The 17827-nt window shown below is 69.0% G+C and carries 22 protein-coding genes and 1 pseudogene; 8 read left to right on the top strand and 15 right to left on the bottom strand.

Features of this window, described 5'->3' with window-relative positions; all coding sequences use genetic code 11:
- Positions 1–86 precede the first annotated feature (86 nt).
- Entirely contained in the window at positions 87–1322 is a 1236-nt protein-coding gene (locus tag SSBG_RS28545; protein ID WP_008749512.1) for a DUF4032 domain-containing protein, read from the top strand.
- A gap of 24 nt (positions 1323–1346) precedes the next feature.
- Here the strand turns inward: SSBG_RS28545 and SSBG_RS28540 are convergent, their stop codons facing one another.
- A complete protein-coding gene (locus tag SSBG_RS28540; RefSeq protein WP_037872123.1) occupies positions 1347–2237 on the bottom strand; it encodes a glycoside hydrolase family 16 protein in 891 nt (296 codons plus the stop codon).
- Positions 2238–2508: 271 nt separating this feature from the next.
- Complete coding sequence (locus SSBG_RS28535; protein ID WP_037870830.1) at positions 2509–3549, bottom strand: helix-turn-helix transcriptional regulator; 1041 nt, start codon at positions 3547–3549, stop codon at positions 2509–2511.
- 116 nt (positions 3550–3665) lie between these two features.
- Between SSBG_RS28535 and SSBG_RS28530 the strand changes: the two genes are divergently transcribed.
- Together SSBG_RS28530 and SSBG_RS28525 are read left to right on the top strand one after the other, a co-directional pair.
- Positions 3666–4124 (top strand): VOC family protein, encoded by a 459-nt coding sequence (locus tag SSBG_RS28530; RefSeq protein ID WP_008749509.1) that lies wholly within the window; start codon positions 3666–3668, stop codon positions 4122–4124.
- 87 nt (positions 4125–4211) lie between these two features.
- Positions 4212–5063 (top strand): IS5-like element ISStsp9 family transposase, encoded by an 852-nt coding sequence (locus tag SSBG_RS28525; RefSeq protein ID WP_008745198.1) that lies wholly within the window; start codon positions 4212–4214, stop codon positions 5061–5063.
- A gap of 266 nt (positions 5064–5329) precedes the next feature.
- On the opposite strand, the gene SSBG_RS28520 is transcribed toward SSBG_RS28525, so the two are convergent.
- Complete coding sequence (locus tag SSBG_RS28520; RefSeq protein WP_008749507.1) at positions 5330–5728, bottom strand: hypothetical protein; 399 nt, start codon at positions 5726–5728, stop codon at positions 5330–5332.
- A 101-nt stretch (positions 5729–5829) separates the two neighbouring features.
- Here SSBG_RS28520 and SSBG_RS28515 point away from each other — a divergent pair, with 101 nt between their 5' ends.
- Both SSBG_RS28515 and SSBG_RS28510 read left to right on the top strand, forming a co-directional pair.
- Complete coding sequence (locus SSBG_RS28515; protein ID WP_037869003.1) at positions 5830–7083, top strand: IS701 family transposase; 1254 nt, start codon at positions 5830–5832, stop codon at positions 7081–7083.
- A gap of 226 nt (positions 7084–7309) precedes the next feature.
- Positions 7310–7600: a winged helix-turn-helix domain-containing protein gene (locus tag SSBG_RS28510; RefSeq protein ID WP_008749506.1), complete on the top strand. Its 291-nt coding sequence runs from the start codon at positions 7310–7312 to the stop codon at positions 7598–7600.
- A 183-nt stretch (positions 7601–7783) separates the two neighbouring features.
- Here the strand turns inward: SSBG_RS28510 and SSBG_RS28505 are convergent, their stop codons facing one another.
- The 11 genes from SSBG_RS28505 to SSBG_RS28450 all read right to left on the bottom strand — a co-directional run bounded on the left by SSBG_RS28505 (position 7784) and on the right by SSBG_RS28450 (position 15160).
- Positions 7784–8155, bottom strand: a complete 372-nt coding sequence (locus SSBG_RS28505; protein ID WP_008747589.1) for a hypothetical protein — start codon at positions 8153–8155, stop codon at positions 7784–7786.
- Positions 8156–8222: 67 nt separating this feature from the next.
- A complete protein-coding gene (locus SSBG_RS28500) occupies positions 8223–8654 on the bottom strand; it encodes a hypothetical protein (protein WP_008747590.1) in 432 nt (143 codons plus the stop codon).
- Positions 8651–8944, bottom strand: a complete 294-nt coding sequence (locus SSBG_RS28495) for a hypothetical protein (RefSeq protein WP_008747591.1) — start codon at positions 8942–8944, stop codon at positions 8651–8653. The genes SSBG_RS28500 and SSBG_RS28495 overlap by 4 nt, the downstream gene beginning before the upstream one ends.
- Before the next feature lie 163 nt (positions 8945–9107).
- Positions 9108–9332: a hypothetical protein gene (locus SSBG_RS28490; RefSeq protein WP_008749504.1), complete on the bottom strand. Its 225-nt coding sequence runs from the start codon at positions 9330–9332 to the stop codon at positions 9108–9110.
- 154 nt (positions 9333–9486) lie between these two features.
- Positions 9487–10335 (bottom strand): helix-turn-helix domain-containing protein, encoded by an 849-nt coding sequence (locus SSBG_RS31850; RefSeq protein ID WP_008749503.1) that lies wholly within the window; start codon positions 10333–10335, stop codon positions 9487–9489.
- Between the two features lie 6 nt (positions 10336–10341).
- Complete coding sequence (locus SSBG_RS28475) at positions 10342–10857, bottom strand: DUF6879 family protein (RefSeq protein WP_008749502.1); 516 nt, start codon at positions 10855–10857, stop codon at positions 10342–10344.
- A 4-nt stretch (positions 10858–10861) separates the two neighbouring features.
- Positions 10862–11104, bottom strand: coding sequence for a hypothetical protein (locus SSBG_RS28470; protein WP_008749501.1), 243 nt, complete (start codon positions 11102–11104; stop codon positions 10862–10864).
- Between the two features lie 172 nt (positions 11105–11276).
- Positions 11277–11780 carry a phage terminase small subunit P27 family gene (locus SSBG_RS28465; RefSeq protein WP_234010682.1) on the bottom strand — a complete coding sequence of 168 codons (504 nt, stop codon included), beginning with the start codon at positions 11778–11780 and terminating at the stop codon, positions 11277–11279.
- 143 nt (positions 11781–11923) lie between these two features.
- Entirely contained in the window at positions 11924–12418 is a 495-nt protein-coding gene (locus SSBG_RS28460) for a hypothetical protein (RefSeq protein WP_008749499.1), read from the bottom strand.
- 2 nt (positions 12419–12420) lie between these two features.
- Entirely contained in the window at positions 12421–12657 is a 237-nt protein-coding gene (locus SSBG_RS28455; protein ID WP_234010681.1) for a hypothetical protein, read from the bottom strand.
- Positions 12658–13417: 760 nt separating this feature from the next.
- Entirely contained in the window at positions 13418–15160 is a 1743-nt protein-coding gene (locus SSBG_RS28450) for a recombinase family protein (protein WP_008749497.1), read from the bottom strand.
- Positions 15161–15429: 269 nt separating this feature from the next.
- Here SSBG_RS28450 and SSBG_RS28445 point away from each other — a divergent pair, with 269 nt between their 5' ends.
- Positions 15430–15996, top strand: coding sequence for a rhodanese-like domain-containing protein (locus SSBG_RS28445; RefSeq protein ID WP_008749496.1), 567 nt, complete (start codon positions 15430–15432; stop codon positions 15994–15996).
- A gap of 114 nt (positions 15997–16110) precedes the next feature.
- Here the strand turns inward: SSBG_RS28445 and SSBG_RS28440 are convergent, their stop codons facing one another.
- Complete coding sequence (locus SSBG_RS28440; protein ID WP_008749495.1) at positions 16111–16848, bottom strand: class I SAM-dependent methyltransferase; 738 nt, start codon at positions 16846–16848, stop codon at positions 16111–16113.
- 274 nt (positions 16849–17122) lie between these two features.
- On the opposite strand from SSBG_RS28440, the gene SSBG_RS28435 reads away from it, so the two are divergent.
- Entirely contained in the window at positions 17123–17476 is a 354-nt protein-coding gene (locus SSBG_RS28435) for a DUF6479 family protein (RefSeq protein WP_008749494.1), read from the top strand.
- Between the two features lie 127 nt (positions 17477–17603).
- Positions 17604–17827 (top strand): annotated as a pseudogene (locus tag SSBG_RS33465) (hypothetical protein); the annotation flags it as partial.

The raw sequence follows: 17827 nt of genomic DNA, 5'->3' as shown, positions 1-17827 counted from the left end.
CGCGCCACTCCCCCACCCCGGCGGTACGATCGTCGTACCGCCCAAGGGTGCGCGGCGCCCTGACGACCGCGACGACGAGACGAGCCATGGCTGCCCAGCTCAGCACCCTCCAGATCAGCGCGACCAACCCCGAGCACCCCGCCCTGCTCCTGGACCTCCCGTGGGAGCTGCCCCTGGAGGAGTGGCCCGAACGCTGTCTCGTGCCGCTGCCGCGCGGGATCTCGCGGCACGTCGTGCGCTACGCGCGGGCCGGGGACGAGGTGCTCGCGGTGAAGGAGCTGGCGGCGCGGCCCGCCGAGCGCGAGTTCACCCTGCTGCGGGACCTGGACCGGCTGGGGATTCCCGCGGTCGATCCGCTCGCGGTGGTGACCGGGCGGACGACGGCGGGCGGGGAGCCCCTGGAGACGGCGCTCATCACCCGGCACCTGGGCGGCTCGATGCCCTACCGCTCGATGTTCGAGACGACGATGCGCCCGTCCACGATGAACCGCCTCATGGACGCGCTCGCGGTGCTCCTCGTGCGGCTGCACCTCGTGGGCTTCGCGTGGGGTGACTGCTCGCTGTCGAACACGCTCTTCCGCCGCGACGCCGGCGCTTTCGCCGCGTACCTCGTGGACGCCGAGACCGGCGAGACGCACACGACGCTGAGCCGGGGCCAGCGCGAGTACGACATCGACCTCGCGCGCGTCAACATCGCCGGGGAACTGCTCGACCTGGAGGCATCGGGGGCGCTGCACCCCTCGGTGGACCCCGTCGAGTTCTCGGCGGCGCTCGCGGCCCGCTACGAGGAGCTGTGGACGGAGCTGACCCGGCAGTCGGTCTATCCGGCGGACAAGCGGCACTACATCGACCGGCGGGTGCGGCGCCTGAACGACCTCGGCTTCGACGTCGCGGAGATGCAGATCGGCTCGACGCGGGACGGCGAGCGCATCACCTTCCTGCCGAAGGTCGTGGACGCGGGGCACCATCAGCGGCAGTTGCTGCGCCTGACGGGGCTCGACGCGGAGGAGAACCAAGCGCGGCGACTGCTGGGCGACCTGGAGACCTGGATGGCGACACAGGAGGACTACGCGCCGGGCGACCCGGCGGGCGCCCGCACGGAGGTGCTCGCGCACCGCTGGGTGCGCGAGGTGTTCCGGCCGGCCGTGCGCGGCGTGCCGCTGGAGCTGCGGCGCAACCTCGACCCGGCCCAGGTGTACCACGAACTCCTGGAGAACCGCTGGTACTTGTCGGAGCGTTCGGGCACCGACGTGGGGCTCCCCGAGGCGACGCGGGACTACGTGGAGCGGGTGCTGCCCGGGCAGGGCCCCGCGGCGGGGTGACGGCTCCCGCCCGGGCAGCGGCGCTCAGTGGGCCTGTGCCGCCGTTTCCTGGCGTTCCTTCGCCGCCGCGCCGGTCGTCACGTGCACGTAGTCCACGACGAGTTGCTGCGGGAACTGCGTGGAGCCGTCCGGGTCGCCGGGCCAGTAGCCGCCGACGGCCAGGTTGAGGATGACGAAGAACGGCTTGTTGAAGACCCATTCCTTGCCGCCGAGGTCGGCGGGGGTGCGGGTCTGGTAGACGTTGCCGTCCACGGACCAGGTGATCGAGTCCGGGTTCCAGTCGACCGCGAAGGTGTGGAAGTCGTCGGCGAAGGCCGCGCCGCCCGGCAGCGAGTAGCCCGCGCCGATCCCGTCGGCGCCCGAGTAGCCGGGCCCGTGGATCGTGCCGTGCACGGTGTTCGGCTCGAAGCCGACGTTCTCCATGATGTCGATCTCGCCCGAGTTGGGCCAGCCGACCGAGCCGATGTCGTCGCCGAGCATCCAGAACGCCGGCCAGATGCCCTGGCCGCGCGGGATCTTCATGCGGGTCTCGACGTGCCCGTAGGTGCTGCTGAACTTGCCGGAGGTGTTGAGGCGCGCGGAGGTGTACTCGCAGTTGCCGTACCAGCACTGGTATCCGGCCGGGTTCTCCTTCTTGGCGGTGATGACGAGGTGCCCGTCGCCGTCGAGGGCGGCGTTGTCGGTGCCGGAGGTGTAGTACTGGCGCTCGTGGTTGTTGACGTTGTCGCCGGTCTCCAGTTGCCACTTGGAACCGTCCACGCCGGAGCCGGCCGCGCCCTCGAAGTCGTCGGTGAAGCTCGCGGCGGCGGCCCGTTCGGGCGTGGCGCTGGCGGAGGCGGGCAGGAGCGCGGTGGCGCCGAGGGCGGCGGCCACGACGAGTGCGGAGAGCGGGCGGTGCCGCCGGATGACGCGCAAGGGGGTTCGCACGGGGGTCACTTCGCTTTCGGTGGGGGAAGTGGTGGGGGGAACCTGTGCCGGCGCGGGGGGGGTGGGAGGGCGTACAGGGCGTGGGGGCCCGGTGGGTGGTGTGCCCGCGCGCCCGGCGCACACTCCGCCCTCCCCAGGAAGTGAAGCCACGGAGCCGTGGGGGGCGCCCGCCGCGTTCACTTGTCGGCGTCATCGATTCATGAACGGCGGGCGGTGCGCGTCAAGGTGTTCGTCTGGACCAATTGATGCGCGCGGGTGCTCAGTTGTCCGGCGTACGGAGGTGCGCCGCCTCCGGCGCGGGGGTGTGGCGCGCGCTGGACGCGCCCCGTCCGGCCGCCGCCGACAGGCGCTCGGCCATGGCCGCGCAGCGCTCGATCAGTTCGGGCGGTTCGACGACCTCGAAGGCGTGGCCGAGCATCGCGACGTAGGCCAGGATGCGGTCGGGGGCGTTGCCGCCGCTCACGAGTTCGCAGGCGTGCGCGCCGCGGGCGCGGACGAGCGCGGCGGAGGCGGGGACCTGGGCGCGGACCTCGGCGGCGGGGGCGTGCACGAGGAAGCGGACGCTGTGCGGGTAGGCGCCCGTGACCACCCCGCGCTGCACGTAGGCCGCCGCGTCCTCGGGGGCCGGGCGCGGGGTGAACCGCCAGGTGCGGGCGGCGACCTCGGTCATGCGGTCGACGCGGAACGTGCGCCAGTCGTCGCGGTCGAGGTCGTAGGCGAGGAGGTACCACCTGCGGTCGGAGGCGACGAGGCGGTACGGCTCGACGCGGCGCTCGGTCACCTCGCCGCGCGAGGGGTAGCGGAAGCGGGCCTCGACCTCGTCGCGGCAGGCCCCGGCGAGGGTGACGAGCGTCGCGGGCTCGACGCGCTCGGGGCCGCCCTCGAAGAACTCGACGGCCCCGGCGAGGGCGCTCACCTCGTGGCGCAGCCGGGCGGGCATGACGCGGTCGATCTTGGCGAGGGCGCGCAGCGCCGCCTCGCCCGCCCCCGGTCCGCCCCCGCCCGCCCCGGCGAGCAGCGAGGCCGCGGTGGCGGTCGCCTCCTCGTCGTCCAGGAGCAGCGGGGGCAGCTCGCTGCCCGCGCCGAGCCGGTAGCCGCCGCCGACGCCCTGAAGGGCGTGCACGGGGTAGCCGAGCGCGCGCAGCCGCTCGACGTCGCGGCGCACGGTACGGGCCGTGACGCCGAGCCGCGCGGCCAGCTCGGGGCCGCTCCAGTTGCGCCCGCGCTGGAGGAGGCCGAGCAGGACGAGCACCCGTTCGGTCGTACTCCGTTCGCCGTCACCCGCCGCCGTCGCCGTCACCGCTCCCCCTTCTCCGTGGTCCGTGCGCCCACTGTGGCAGAGGTGGCGGACAGAAACTGTCCTCTTTCGCTGTCAGGGTGCGCACACCGCACGACGCACGACGAACGGAGCCCGTCATGAGCCGCGTCTTCCAGGTCACCTTCGACGCCCACGACCCGGTGGCCCTCTCCCTCTTCTGGCGCGATGCCCTCGGGTACGTGCTGCCCGGCCCGCCCGGGACGGAACTCGCCGAGGGCGAGGACCCCCTCGCGGCGTGGGACGCCTTCCTCGCGCGGATCGGCGTGCCGGAGGAGGCGCGCCGCACGCGCTCGGCGATCGAAAACCCCGCGGGCACCGGTCCCCGCGTCTTCTTCCAGCGGGTGCCGGAGGGGAAGGCGGCGAAGAACAAGGTGCATCTCGATGTGCGGGCCGCGCCGGGGCTCAAGGGCGAGGAGCGGATGGCGGCCCTGGAGGCGGAGTGCGCGCGTCTCGTGGCGCTCGGGGCCAGGCGCCTCGCGCGGCACGCGCCGGAGCCGCCGCTGGGCGCGGGGCACCTCGTCCTCGCCGACCCCGACACGTCTGACTACCAGTTCTAAGGGCGTCCGCCGGTAGGTGCTGGTAGCAAGGCAGGCACGGTCCACCCGATCATGGAGTTCTCTACGCTTCACGATCATGGGGGATCCGTGCCTGCCGTTCCATCATGCATTCTCGACCCGATCCGTGACCAGTTCCTCGCGCTCCTGCCCGTGCACGAGGACAAGCACCCCCTGGGCTGTCACAACCCCCGGATCAGCGACGCCGTTGTCTTCGACCGGCTGGTGCAGGTCCTGGTCTTCGGTTGCGGATACGAACGTGCCGCCGACGAGCACTGCTCGGCCACCACCTTGCGCAGACGCCGCGACGAGTGGATCGCTCACGGCGTGATGGAGAGCCTGCGGCTGCTCGCGCTCGCCGCATACGACCGCATGATCGGCCTCGAACTCGACCACCTGAGCGCCGACGGCTGCCTCACCAAGGCACCCAGCGGTGGTGAATGCGCCGGCAAAAGCCCCGTCGACCGCGCCAAACTCGGGCTGAAACGCTCACAGTTGACCGACGGCTCCGGCATACCCCTGATCACCGAGCCGGCACCGGCCAACACCCCCGACCACACCCTGCTGCCCACCACCCTCGACCGCTTCACCGCGCTCGAACAGGCCCTCGGACCATTGCCTGAGCATCCACGTCTCGCCCTGGACGCCGGCTACGACTACCGGATCGTCCACGATGACCTGGCAAGCCGGAAGATCGACGCCCGTATCGCCCCGCGCGGCGCGAAGACCCCGATCCAGACCGGAGGCCGGTGGGTCGTCGAGCGCACGAACTCCTGGATGAACAACTTCGGCAAACTCCGGCGCTGCACCGAACGCCGGAAAGCAGCCGTCGAGTTCTACCTCGCCCTGGCAGCCACCCTCATCACCCTCCGCAGCCTGATCCGACACGCCTGGACCCTCTACCGCTGGAACACCCGCCCTCAAAGCCCACGGATCCGATGACCTACCGGCGGACGCCCTAAGCATACGGGCTGGTCCGCAGCAACAACAGAGCCCCGTCCGGCACTTGGCCGAACGGGGCTTCCGCGTCTCTGTGCGCCTTCCTAGCGCTCTCTCGTCTCCTCCGTGGGGCTCGGCTCCGGCGCGTGCTTCGGGCAGCCGTACAGGGTCACCCCGGGGCCGCTCTGCCTTTCGATGTACCGGAGCGGTCGCGGGGTGTCGGTCCACTTCTTGCAGACCGCACAGACGGCCCCCCCGGTGCTCGGCGGTCATGCGGTCACCCCCACGGCGGCGAACTGGTCGTTCTCGTAGCGGTAGACAGGGGAGTCCGGGGCGCCGATGGCAGCGCGGACCAACGCGCGTTGCCGCTCGCGGATCACCCGGAGCCGGACCGTGTGGGACGGGTCGTTCTCCCACGCTCGGTAGTACGGCCGGATGGGGTCCAAGTCGTCCGGTCGGGGGCGGATGGTGCGTGCGAGGACGTGCGCGGGAACGGTCACGTCCATGTGATGGACACAGAACCGGTGAGGCTCGGGGCGGGCGGCGGCGAGGAATTCGGCGGAGTGCCGTCCGGGGCGGCGGGGCGTCTTCTTCAGACGGGGGTTGATCAGGTACCACAGCGCCGCTGCGGCGGGGGCGAAGGAAAGCAGGGCGATAAACTCGCGCACGGTCGGTCAGCTCCCTAAAGCTGGTCGGCTGAGCCCCGGCGGACCGCTTAGTACTCCAGCAGCGGTTCGTGTCCTGAGCTGGTCTTTGTCGTTCTCCTGGTATGAGGGAGCTGGGTGAAGTAGCTGTATGGTCCGCGGAGTTGGAGGCTGTGTTCGCTCGGGTCGCGGGTCGGTTTGCTCGGGCGGATCTGCGGTGGCGGATGCGGGATTACGTTCGGGGTCTGCTGGCTCGTGTGGCGCGTAAGAACGGCTGGCAGCTCGCGGAGTGGGCGGGGCACCGTAGTCCTGACGGGTTCCAGCGGCTGCTGAACTCCAGCGTCTGGGATGCGGACGCGGTGCGGGACGATGTCCGCGAGTATGTGGCCGAGGTGCTCGGTGATGACGGGGTCCTGATCATCGATGACACCGGTTTCATCAAGAAGGGGATCACGTCGGCGGGTGTGGGCAGGCAGTACACCGGCACCTCGGGCAAGATCGACAATTGTCAGGTCGGGGTCTTCGCCGCCTACGCCACGTCTCGCGGACGTGCCCTGGTCGACCGGGAGCTGTATCTCCCGAAGGCGTGGACAGGGGATCGGGAACGCTGCCGGGCGGCGAAGGTTCCCGACGAGCGGGAGTTCGCGACCAAGGGTGAACTCGCGAGGGCGATGGTTACCCGGACGCTGGCCGCCGGTCTGCCGGCGCGGTGGGTGACGGCGGACGAGGCCTATGGGCAGGACTGGAAGTTCCGCCGCCTGCTGGAGGAACTCGATGTCGGTTACGTCGTCGCTGTTCCGAAGTCTCAGCAGGTCAAGAGCTTGACGGGGTTCTGGCGGATCGACGAGCTCATCGCCCAGGCGCCCCAGGATGCCTGGCAGCGGCTGTCCTGCGGCAACGGGGCCAAGGGCCCCAGGGTCTACGACTGGGCGAGCGCGAGACTGCCGTCGATCGCCCTCTTCGACGGCGACGAGTCAGCCCACCACCGATGGGTGCTGGCCCGGCGCAGCGTGGCACGGCCCGAGGAGACCGCCTACTACTTCGCCTACGCGCCCACGAGCACCACTGTCGCCGACCTGGTGCGGGCGGCCGGCACACGCTGGGCGATCGAGGAATGCTTCCAGGCGGCGAAGAACGAGTGCGGCCTGGACGAGTACGAGGTCCGCCGCTACGTCGGCTGGTACCGGCACATCACCCTGGCCATGCTCGCCCACGCCGTCCTGACCTCACTCGCAGCCCAAGCCGCCGACGAGCCCGAAAAAGGGGGCTTTGGAAACGAACCTCTCTCGCCCCGCTCACCGTGGCAGAAATCAGACGCCTCCTGGACACTCTCCTTCCCCGCCCCCGACCCCACCCCGACCCAGTCACCCACGCACTGAAGTGGTCAGCCTGGAGAAGACACCACCAAGCCACCGCCCGCCGCTGCCACTACCAAAAACGCAGCTCAGGACACGAACCGCTGCTGGAGTATTAGGACCGGTTCGCCGGGGCGTCTTTCTTTCCCGAGCATAAGCCTTAACGTCAACACACGTCAGCACTTGTAAAGGCACGTAAATGGACATGGCCTGATGTGCTCGCTTGTCCCGGGGCCGATAGCGTTTCCGTATGGACTACGGCCCGGATGACCTGGTGGAGCGCGACGCTCCCGAGCCCCCGTTTCAGCAGCTCGCTGGCATCCTTCGCGCACGGCTCGCGCGGGGCGACTGGAAGCCCCGTCGGCCTATCCCGTCTGAGTCGCGCTTGTGCGATGAGTACGGGCTGTCACGCCCCACGGTGCGCCGTGCCGTCGCAGAACTGGTCGCGGCGGAACTGGTCTTCACCGTGCCTCAGCGCGGTACCTACGTGGCCGAGCCGACACGCGGCGACGACGGCCAGGACGACGCTCCGGACGCGTGAGAGCCCCGCGCGGCAGTCTCGGGGGAGGGACCGCCAAGCGGGGCTCTCGCGGGTCACGAAGGTGCGGGCGGGAACCGCACCCCGGACGCCGTGACCCGTGCTGTCAGCCCCACGTCACGCGGGGGCCGACGACCACCCGCCCGGCGGAGAGAGAACACGCCGGATGGGTGGGGCTTGAGAGCGCTACAAGTGAGTGGTGCCGGAGGTCGCGGGCGGGGTGTCGCTCTCGAACGGGCACCGGCCCGGGTGTCCCTCGTACAGCGGGCACGCCTGCCCCTCCGGGTTGATCACCCGACAGTCGGGAATCTGCCGGACCCGGTACGGGGGGATGCGGTCCGTCCAGACGACCCAGACGGCCCCGGTGTGCGGGCCGTCCAACTCGCGGACGAGCGCCCAGTGTTCTTCGTCGTCGGGGTGGTCTTCGATGGCGCAGGAAACTACCTCCTCCACCTCCTTGCCGGGCCAGACGACGACGGACAGGGCGAGTTCGGCGACGCGGGGCGGGATCGGGGTTTCGGCCCCGCAGACACGGACCGGAGCGCTTACGGCGGGCATCGTGCAATCCCTTCGGAGTTGTCCCGCCCCGGCTCCCCGTGGGGGAACACGAAGCCGGGACGGGGGTCTAGGCGTAGGCCACGGGACGGGCCGGCGCGGTACGGCGGAAGGGCGGGGCGGCGGGGACAGGCACCAGGGACCGGGCGGTCAGTTCGAACCAGCACCCCGACCACCGGTCGGTCACCCGCAGCACCAGCGGGAAGCCGTTGACGAGCTGGTCCAACGCGTCGTCCTGGTGCACGGAGGAGACCACCCACGCCCGAAGTTCGGCGGGGGCGTCCGGCAGCGCTTCGGGGGCGTCAGGGAGGCGGACGAGCCCCCCGTTCCCCAGCCACCACGTCCCCGGGTCCGGGTCCAAGCCGTCAGCGATCCGGAGCGCCTGCCCGCGAAGGCGGACGAGCGCCACCCGAGCGCTTCGCGTCGTCGTCCCGCCGAGCTGGAAGCCCCGCGACGCGTCCCCGCCCCTCACCGCGACGACGTACCGGTGTTCGCCGCTCATGCCGCCCCCTCCGGCTCGGGGTGGCCCCCGAACAGTTCCGGGGTGGTGGCGACGTAGGGCAGCTCGGGCGCGTAGGCGTACGACCGGTGGTCGGGGTTCTCGGCGGCGTGGCGAAGCGCCCAGTCTTCGGCGGACGCCCCGTCTTCGGTGCGCGCGGACTCGGCTCCGCACACGTTCCCGGCTTCGTCCTCACTGGTGCACCGGTACAGGTGCGTGACGGGGGCGGCGTCGGGCTCGCGGTCGGGCTTGACGGTCCAGGAGACGAAGCGGAACAGACTGCGGGTGCTCATGCGGCACGCTCCGGACAGCCGGTCTCCGCGCGATGAATCGACGCGATGCCGTCGAACTTGCGCGCCGCTTCCGCGTCGCCCCGAGCGGCGGCGGCGTTCTCCTTCCCGGCGAGGTACACACACCGGGGGCAGTTGACGGGCGGGGGAACCGGGGGCGTCCAGCTCACGGGGACACCGCCGTTCGTCCGGCGCGCTGCCGCTCGGCGGTCTCCCGTTCCGCCGGGGTCGGCTCGCGCACAGTGTCGGGCTCGGCCTCCCACTCACACCCGCCACGCACGGGGCGGAGCATGTAGCGGGGGCCGCCCTTGCCCATGAACACGCCGAGCTTGCCGTTCGCGTCCACCAGCAGCGTGCCCGGCTCGGGCGGTTCGGTGTGGTGCTTGCTCACAAGCTGCCCCCTTTCGCGGTGCGATGGGGGACACGCTAGGAACGGCGATGTGCCGATAGACAGCCGATAGACAGCCGATAGACAGCCGATAGACAGCCGATAGACAGCCGATAGACAGCCGATAGACAGCCGATTCTATGTGATTGCACGCGGATCACCTGAGCGAATCCCGAGCACTGACGATCAAGGAGCGGGCCTGTGTTCCGTAGACGGAGAGACCGGAAAGTGCGGCGAAGGTGTCGGCGTAAGTCTTTATCTCACTTGGCTGCGTCAGCGTCAGGAACCCGGAAACCAACTCCACGTTCACTTGCCCACTATCGAAGATCCAGAACCCCTCGACGGGCATCCGAACCCGATTCAGGCGAGCGGGGATGATGCCGATGCTGATATTCGGGACAGAAACCAGCGTGAGCAAGTGATCCAATTGTTCGATCTGGTTCTCTGTACCCCCGAGCGCATTTCGCAGCACGCATTCCTCGACAATGAATGCGAAAGTGCGGTGTCCATCGCGGAGGACCTTCTGTCTTTCCATGCGCGAGGCCACAGCGTCGGCAACGTCGTCAACCTCGACACGGCGTCGCTGTACGGCACGCAAAACATCTTCGGTATATCCAAGAGTTTGCAGAAGTCCCGGAAAGAGTCCAGGGGAATATGACCGAAAACGATGCGTTCTCTCGTAGAGCGGAACGCGCGAGTCTTGCACCCTGCGCAGCCCTGTGCGTTCCATGCGGCTCCACGAAAGCCACATCCCTTCCACGGCGCGCAGGGAGGCAACCAAGTCACTTGTTTGGCCCTCAGCGTTGCAGGCTCGACACCAAGTGCGGATGTCTTCTTCGCTCGGTTGCGTCTTGCCGGTGCAGATTCGAGAAACCTTGGAAGGATGCCATCCGCAAAGGGCTGCCAATCCCTTTCCGTCAAGACCGGCGTCTCTAACAATTTCTCGGAGCCTGTCAGCGAGAACCTGCCGAGCCTGCTGAACGCTGGAGGAGGACGACTGTGCCATTATCAATCAGGTCAGCTTGTAGTCCTCGTGTGGCGTGGCCCGGCGCCATACTTCACGAAATGCCACAGCGGCCATCGCCACGACATCATGATCCCGACACCATTCCCTGTCCACTACTTCTCCGGTGCCGGAGAAGTAGGTGAAGAGCACCGACTCTTCATCGAACATCCAGAAGTCGGTACCGGGAAGTGGGATATCGGCAGCCAGACGTCTTGGAAGCCAGCGGATCAACTCCCCAGCCGCGATATTCGGGAAACTGACGTGGTGCTCGTAGCGGATGTACTCGGTTACGGGTTCCGAGACGATCCGCGCTCGCTGCATGACGACCCCTCGGGAGGTCACTTCCTGGACCACATCCAGAAAAGGACGCCACCATGTGGACCTTTCGGCGTTGGGGTCCAGACGCTTCCCGCGCTGCCAAGCGACGAACTCAGGGTCGCCAGGTAGATAGGAATCCCGCATCTCCAGATGGACTACCGAAGTCCGAGCGGTGGAGAGCCCTTCAAGTACTGGGTTCTTCATTTCCCTACTCGTTGTCGAGAGCTGGCAAGTACTGCCGCATGACCTTGGGCAGTCGAAGAATTACCTCGTGGTCCGGCACGTCCGTGCCGTGACCGGGGATCGACCCAACCTCCTTACATGCCTTTACCTCTTCCTCGCTCGCCCGGTACGACTGAATCAGCAGGTCCCCGCTGTCCTCGTCGAGCCAGATGGTGGGCGAATCCGTGTCGGGAGAGTTCGGAATGATCCCGAGGAAACGCAAGCGCATGACTACCCCCTGTGTCGATCTGATTGCAGATGATTGCTCGATCGTTGCCCAGTCAAGGGGGGTCGTCAAGACCGCCCGCAAGCCGCGTCGGGGCCACTGACGCAAAAGAGCCCCCCGTGCTGCCTGCCCCACGCGGGACGGGCGGCACGGGGGGCTTGTAGGTGCGTAGGGGTCAATCCCAAAGGTCGCTGTCGTCGTCGGCCGGCTCGGGGGCCGCGAGGCCGGTACGAGCACTGGGGGAGAGCCCAAATTCACGGATGTAGCGGGCGACTTGAACCCGGTACTGCCCTGCGATAGTGGCGGCGCCGTTCTTCTGCCACCCGCGCTCTCCTCGGAGCATCAACCCGTGCTCGGACAACTCCCGCTCGCACTGGTCGATGCGGGCCACGGCGACGCAGTAGTCCTTGACCAACGAGGCGTCGACGTCTCCGAGCCCGACCGTCAGGGCGAGTACCGGAACGACGCGCCGCCACTCGGCCGAAGCAACCGACCGACAGCGGGCGTTGACCGTTTCCTGTTCCGGGCTCTCAACCGTGCGGAACGTCTCCTGCCAGTCGGGTTCGATCATTTTGGCGGGCGGCACGGCCACGGTGTCCGGCGCTGCCCGCTTTCCCGGGTTTCCCTCTCGGACGATTTGAAGTGCTGGTTTCTTGCGCCACGGGTCGGCCAAGGTCACTCCCTTTCGCTATGCGGGCGGCGTTTGCGGGCCCGCGCAAATGGCTTTAGTTGCGGCGCGAGCTTCGGCCCTCCCTGCCGTGCAGGATCGGGGAGGGCGAGGGGCACCCCCCCTGGGTGCCCACGAAAAAATGGAGACGGGCGCTACTCAGCGGAAATGAAATCCCTTCGCGCGGTTCGCATCTCTTCGCCGAATTTGTCGGCAGACTCATACGCCTTCTTTTCCAGGTGTTCCAGAAGGTCATCTGCGAATCGGTTATCGGTCCATCGCTGATCAGGGACCGTGCACACCTGTCCCAAGCTTCGCTGCGCGGCGCGGGCTTCGGAAAGAATGTATTCGCGCTTGTGTCGGGCGGAACGGTATTCCACGTAGGCTGCGAACCAGGGTTCACCGGAAAGCGCTTCGAAGAAGCGTTCCCGTGCGGCATGTGCCGACTCGGTCATTTCCTGCAAGCGATCCTTGTAGGTGGCGGCAACCCGGGTGTCATAGTTTTCCGCCCGGTGGGCCCGGCGGTCCTCTTCGGCGCGCTCGGCCTTTTCGAGCTGTGCTAGCGCATCATCGAGCGGGGCGGACAGCTTGTCCGCCTGTGCTCGCAGCTTGGCAACGCGCTCGGCAGCCTTCTGGATGTCGTTGTTCATGCTCAGTTCCCCTCGTCAACATTGCGGCCATGAGCTGCCGCATTCTTCTTGTCGGCCTCGTAGTGACCGAGGGCAATGTGTGCGACCGCGCCGAGATGGCCGTACAGGTCGGGCTGTGTGTCGCGCAGATGGGCGAGCTTCTCCAACCGCTCATCACGGTTCCACGCTGCGGCGCGCAGCCTCTCTCGGTCGACTCGTCCGCTCACGCGATCCGCATTCCAAAGGTGCTTACTCGTCATCGTCATTCCTTCCCTTTCGGATGTGTGCCGGCCGTCCTCGCGGCAATGCGCTTCCGGTAGTCGGCTTGCCTGCACTTCGACGAACAGAATCGCCTAGGTCGCCCCCTGCCGCCCCATCCCGTGGGGCCCGCACAATGGGTGCACCGTGCTGCCGTGCGGGCTTCTCTGGCATCCTCTGCGGCTTCTGCGATGTCTTCCTGTGCGTTGATGCAGTCGTATCCCGCTTCGTCGTAGGCGCAATATTTCTGCCAGCGATTCAGGGGCTCGAAGAGTTGCCCACACAGCGGACACGACTTCTCGGCCGGGTGGGGGCGGGTTCTGGCGCGGTGTGCGGCTTGTCGGCATCTTCCGGAGCAGTAGCGTTCCTGGCGTCCGGAGAGAGGTCCGCCGCATTGGTCGCAGCGCGCGGAGTGCGCGGCGGGTGCGTAGTAGCCCATGTTCAGTGCTCACCGGGCAGGCGGGGTGATGAATTGCTGTGATGAGTCACGCTCTCTGTTTTTCCTTAGATTTTTTCTATGCATTCTATTTATTGTTACGCGTCACCCAAATAAGTAACTCTGTCTCTTGGGGGCGCGGTTTCGTCCGCTGTGCTCCTACGGGCGTGCGGCTCGTGAGACGGCAGCGCGAAGCCCCGGCCGTCCTCGTGGGCGTCCGGGGCTCCGGGGCGTCTGCATCTGCCGCGCAGCGCCGTTTGTTGGTGGGATCTTTCGTCTTCCTACTCGCTGTAGGGAGCGGAAAGATCCCGGCATCGTGACGGGCGCTACGCGGCGACCAGTTCGCGCACGGGCTCGGGCTCGGCGAGACGGGCGGCGGAACCGGGGGCGGGGTGGTCTCCGCGCTCAACGGACGCCACGTCTTCGGCTGCCGTGGTCACGGTCTCGGCGGCAGGGTCGAACGCGCCGTTCACCGTGAACGACACCCGCCGTACGTCGAGCTTGCGCCACCCCCCACGCGTGCCGCGCGAGACTTCCAGACGCACCCCGGCTTCGTGCAGCAGCTTGCGGCGTCCGGCGGTGTCGGCATTCGCCCACTCGTCCGCGATGGTGCGCCCAGTGGGGGTCACGATGCGCTGTTCGGGACGGGCTTCCCGGGTCTCCAAGTCGGCAATGCGCGCGTCGAGTGCGTCCGCCCGTCGCTGCCACTCTGCGGCGGCGTGCTTCGACTTCTGACGCCCCTTCTGTTCCTGGTGTTCGGCGTACTCGGCCACGGTGGCGCGCAACTCGGGCCCGGGGTCGTATCCGGGGACGGTCACGACGTGCGTTGTCTGGACGGAGCCGACCAGCCGCAGGAACTCGGCGCTCACGTAGTCGTCAACCCAGTCAGCGCGCACGTTCGCGGACTTCTCGCAGATGCCGCCCCGGCAATAGCTGTTGCACTTGTAGAACGGGCTCCGGCCCTCTTGCTGGCTCTGGTACATCCGCCACCCGCAGTGCGCGCAGTGGATGACCCGGAGCAACAGGGCTTCGGTGTCGTGGCGAACGCTGTTGTCTATGGAACGCTCGTCCAGCACGGCCCCGATGCGGTCGAACTCCTCGCGGGTCATGATCGGGGTTTCGGTGCTCATGATCGGGTTGCCCTCGTCGTCGCGGACGGGCTTGCCCTTGTGCATCTTCCAGCCGAGCAGCGTTTGATTACGCAGCATCCGCGTAATGACCGCCGGGTTCCACGCGAACCGTTCGCGGACGGTCCCCTTCTCACCCCTGGCCCCGCCGGTCTTGCCGCCCGTCTTCCGCTTCCGCTTCAACGCCCAGTGATCACGCGGGGTGGGGATTCCGTCCCGGTTGAGACCGGCGGAGATCATGGAGACGCTGACGCCCTCCAACAGTTCCTTGACGATGCGGGTAATGACCGCGACCGCTTCGGGGTCCGGGACGAGCGTCCAGCCCTTGCCGCCGTGCTCGGCGGGCATCTCGGCGGGCATGTAGCCGTAAGGCGGCTTGCCGCCACCCCGCCACCGCAAGGTCATCTTGCGCAGCGCTGCCATCGCACCGGTTACGCGGTCGCTGATGCTCTGCGACTCGACCTGAGCAGCGAACGCAAAGAACGTCATCATGAGTTCGCTGACGGGGTTCACCGGGTTGCGGAAGTCGAATTCAAGTCGCCCACTGCCACCGAGCCCTTCGGCAAACACGATGAGCTTGCGGTGTGTACGAGCCCACTTCGCAAGCTCGTGCATGTCCGCCATGTTTCGAATGGCGCGGTCAAAACGCCACCACACCAAAGCGTCAAAGTCTTGCGGTCGGGCGAGCCACGCGCCCAGCTCGGGGCGGTCGAAGGGGCTCGTCTTGGACGCGCTCACGTCCAGGTCTACGGCTTCACGAAGGTTGTCGCCCTCGCCGAAGCTGATACCGAGTTCTGCGGCTGCTCGGTCGTCGGCTTCGCGCTGCCGCTCGGGGCTGGTGGTCTCGTCGGTGAGCACGGAGAGACGGACACACCGCACACCCCGAAGGGTCTCGGTGTAGACCGTCCCCGCGAGGGGGTTCCGGGTGCTGGCAGTCGTCATGCCCGCTGTAGGGAGCGGGGGGATCTCGCTGTTCGACTCCGTACCGGGCTTGACCAGGACCGATGCAACCACGACGACACTCCAGAACTGCTAGTTCCGTGTGTCGGGAGACCCCGAGGGCAACGAGTTCTGCCTCGACTGACGGTGAGGTGCGGGGAGGACACGGGCCGGGGCCGCCCGGACGCGGGGGCGCCGATCGCGGAGGTGCCGGGCGTGGAGACGCCGAGCCTCCCCGGCCCACCCCGTCGGCTCGTTCGTATGATCGAAGGATGAGCATCCATCTTTCTCCCGCAGAGGCACGCGCGCGCCTGCGGGAGCTGACCGTCATCGACGTCCGCTCCCCCGGCGAATTCGCCGCCGGGCATCTGCCCGGGGCGTACAACGTGCCCCTCGACCAGCTCGACCGGGCGGTGCCCGTGCTGCGCGAGACCACGACGGGCGAGGACCTGCTCCTCGTGTGCGCGGCGGGCCCGCGCGCGGAGGCCGCGCACTCGCGGCTCGCGGAGCGGGGCGTCGCCGCCTCGGTCCTCGACGGCGGCACGAACGCCTGGACCGAGGAGCGCGGCGAGCTGGAGCTGTCGGCGGGCGGCGGGCGCACCCCGTGGGACATGAACCGGCAGGTGCGCTTCACCGCGGGCGCGCTGGTCCTGCTCGGCCTGCTCGCGGGGCGCCGGGCCCCCAAGGCCCGGCTCCTCGCCGTGGGCATCGCGGGCGGTCTCGTCTACTCGGGCGTCTCCGGTTCCTGCGGCATGGCCGCGGCCCTCGGCAAGCTGCCGTTCAACCGGCAGGACGACGGCGCGCTCGACGCCACGATCGAGGCCCTGCGCACCCGCTGAGCCGCCGTACACGCGAGGGCCGCCCCGGACGACCGGGGCGGCCCTCTCCGCGTCCCGTACGACAGGCCCCCGGCCGGTACTGGGGCGCCGCTCGCGCCCGCACCCCCGCCGCGCTCAGAGTTTGCGCGCCACCAGGAGGGCCGCGCGAGGGGTGCCGTCCGGGCGGGCGCCGAAGTCGTCCAGCGGGAGGAGGCGTTCGGTGAAACCCGCGCGCAGCAGATCGCCGCGGACCGCGCTGTAGGGCCACGAGCGGTAGTACATGACGAAGGGCGGCCTGCGCAGCACGTTGCGCAGGCGCATCGCCGCGTCGAAGCCGCTCGCCGCCCACCACGCGGGGGCGGTCGCGGGCAGCGGCGCGGCGAGCGGGAAGGCGAGCACGCCGCCGGGGCGCAGGGCCTGGCGGACGCGGGCGAAGAGCCGGGGGCGGTCGGCGGGCAGGAAGTGGCCGAAGGCGCCGAAGCTCACCGCGAGGTCGTAGCCCTCGCGGAAGGGCAGCGCCAGCGCGTCGGCGCGGACCCAGTCGACGGCGGGCGGCCCGCTCACGGGTCGGGTGCGCGTGGTGGCGGTACGGGCCACGTCGAGCATCCCCGCGCTGAAATCCACTCCCGTCACGCGGCGCCGGCACAGCGGGAGCAGGGTGTTCAGGCCCGCGCCGGTGCCGGTGCACAGGTCGAGGCCGTCGTCGAAGGGCCCCAGCGGGCGCAGCGCCCTCGTGACGGCGCGCAGCCACGGCTCGGGCGTACGGAAGGGGGTCGCGTCGAACTTGGGCGCGAGCAGGTCGTAGCCCTCCTCGACGGAGGTGAGCGCCTGGGTGGCCAGCTCGCGGAGGGTCGGTCCCTGAGGGGTGAACACCCGGCAGAGCGTAATGCGCCGGGGACGGAGTGCGCGGGAGGCGGGCTGGGGCGGCTCCCCCTGCGACACGGGGTCGCTGCCGCGCCCCGCCGGGGCTCTCGCGCCGGGTACGGGGCGTCTTTCGCGCGGGACGACCGTTCATCGGCGTGGCAGGGGGTACCCGGCGGACACGCGGGAACGCAATCGCTCCCCACCACGGAACATTTCGTCCGATTAGTCCCACATAGGCCCTTTCGGATGATACGCGGAACAGCTTAGGGGGTATCGGTTTCCTATGGAGACGACCCAGTGGAACCTGGCGGCCACCACGGCCGCGGTCATCATGCCGGTCATCGGCGTGTTCGTCGTCGCGGCGCTCATCGCGGCCTTCGCCTACGGGCGCAGGCTCCGGGCGCGCCAGCCGGCGCCGCCCTCGCCGGACGAGCAACCGCACCTGCCCGAGGGCGGCCCGGTGGGCGAGGAGCGCGAGCGGCGCGAGCCGGACGAGATGGAGCCGCGCGAGGCACGGCTGACGCCCCACGAGCTGAACGGCGGTGGTACGGGCCAGGACCGCCGCAGCGCCTCGCAGAAGGAGCGCAGGTGGGACGAGAACAGCAGCGGCGGCTTCGGCAGCGGCGGCTTCGGCTGAGCCACCGCGCACAACGGGGACACGGGGTGGTGACCGGGGACACGGGGCCATGACCGGGAGGGTCGTACGCCCGCGCTCGCGCGGGGTGCGGCCCTCCCGTTCGCCGTCGCGCCCGCCGGGCGCGCGTATGCCCGCACGCGGGCGACCGTTCAAGCCGGGGCGGGAGCGGGGGGGAGCCGCCTCGGCCGGTACGGGGGAACCACGGGGCGCCCGGGGCGCGGGGCGCGGCGGACGGGCCACGTACCGGACTCACAGCGCGAGCCACGCACCCGGGCCACGGCGCGGACCCCATACCGGGGCACATTTTTTTTTTTTTTTTTTTTTTTTTTTTTTTTTTTTTTTTTTTTTTTT

It is taken from the genome of Streptomyces sp. SPB074 (genome assembly GCF_000154905.1).
Classification (GTDB): Bacteria; Actinomycetota; Actinomycetes; order Streptomycetales; family Streptomycetaceae; genus Streptomyces.
Note: the sequence above shows the minus strand (reverse complement) of the source record. Positions and strands in the feature narration are given on the sequence as shown.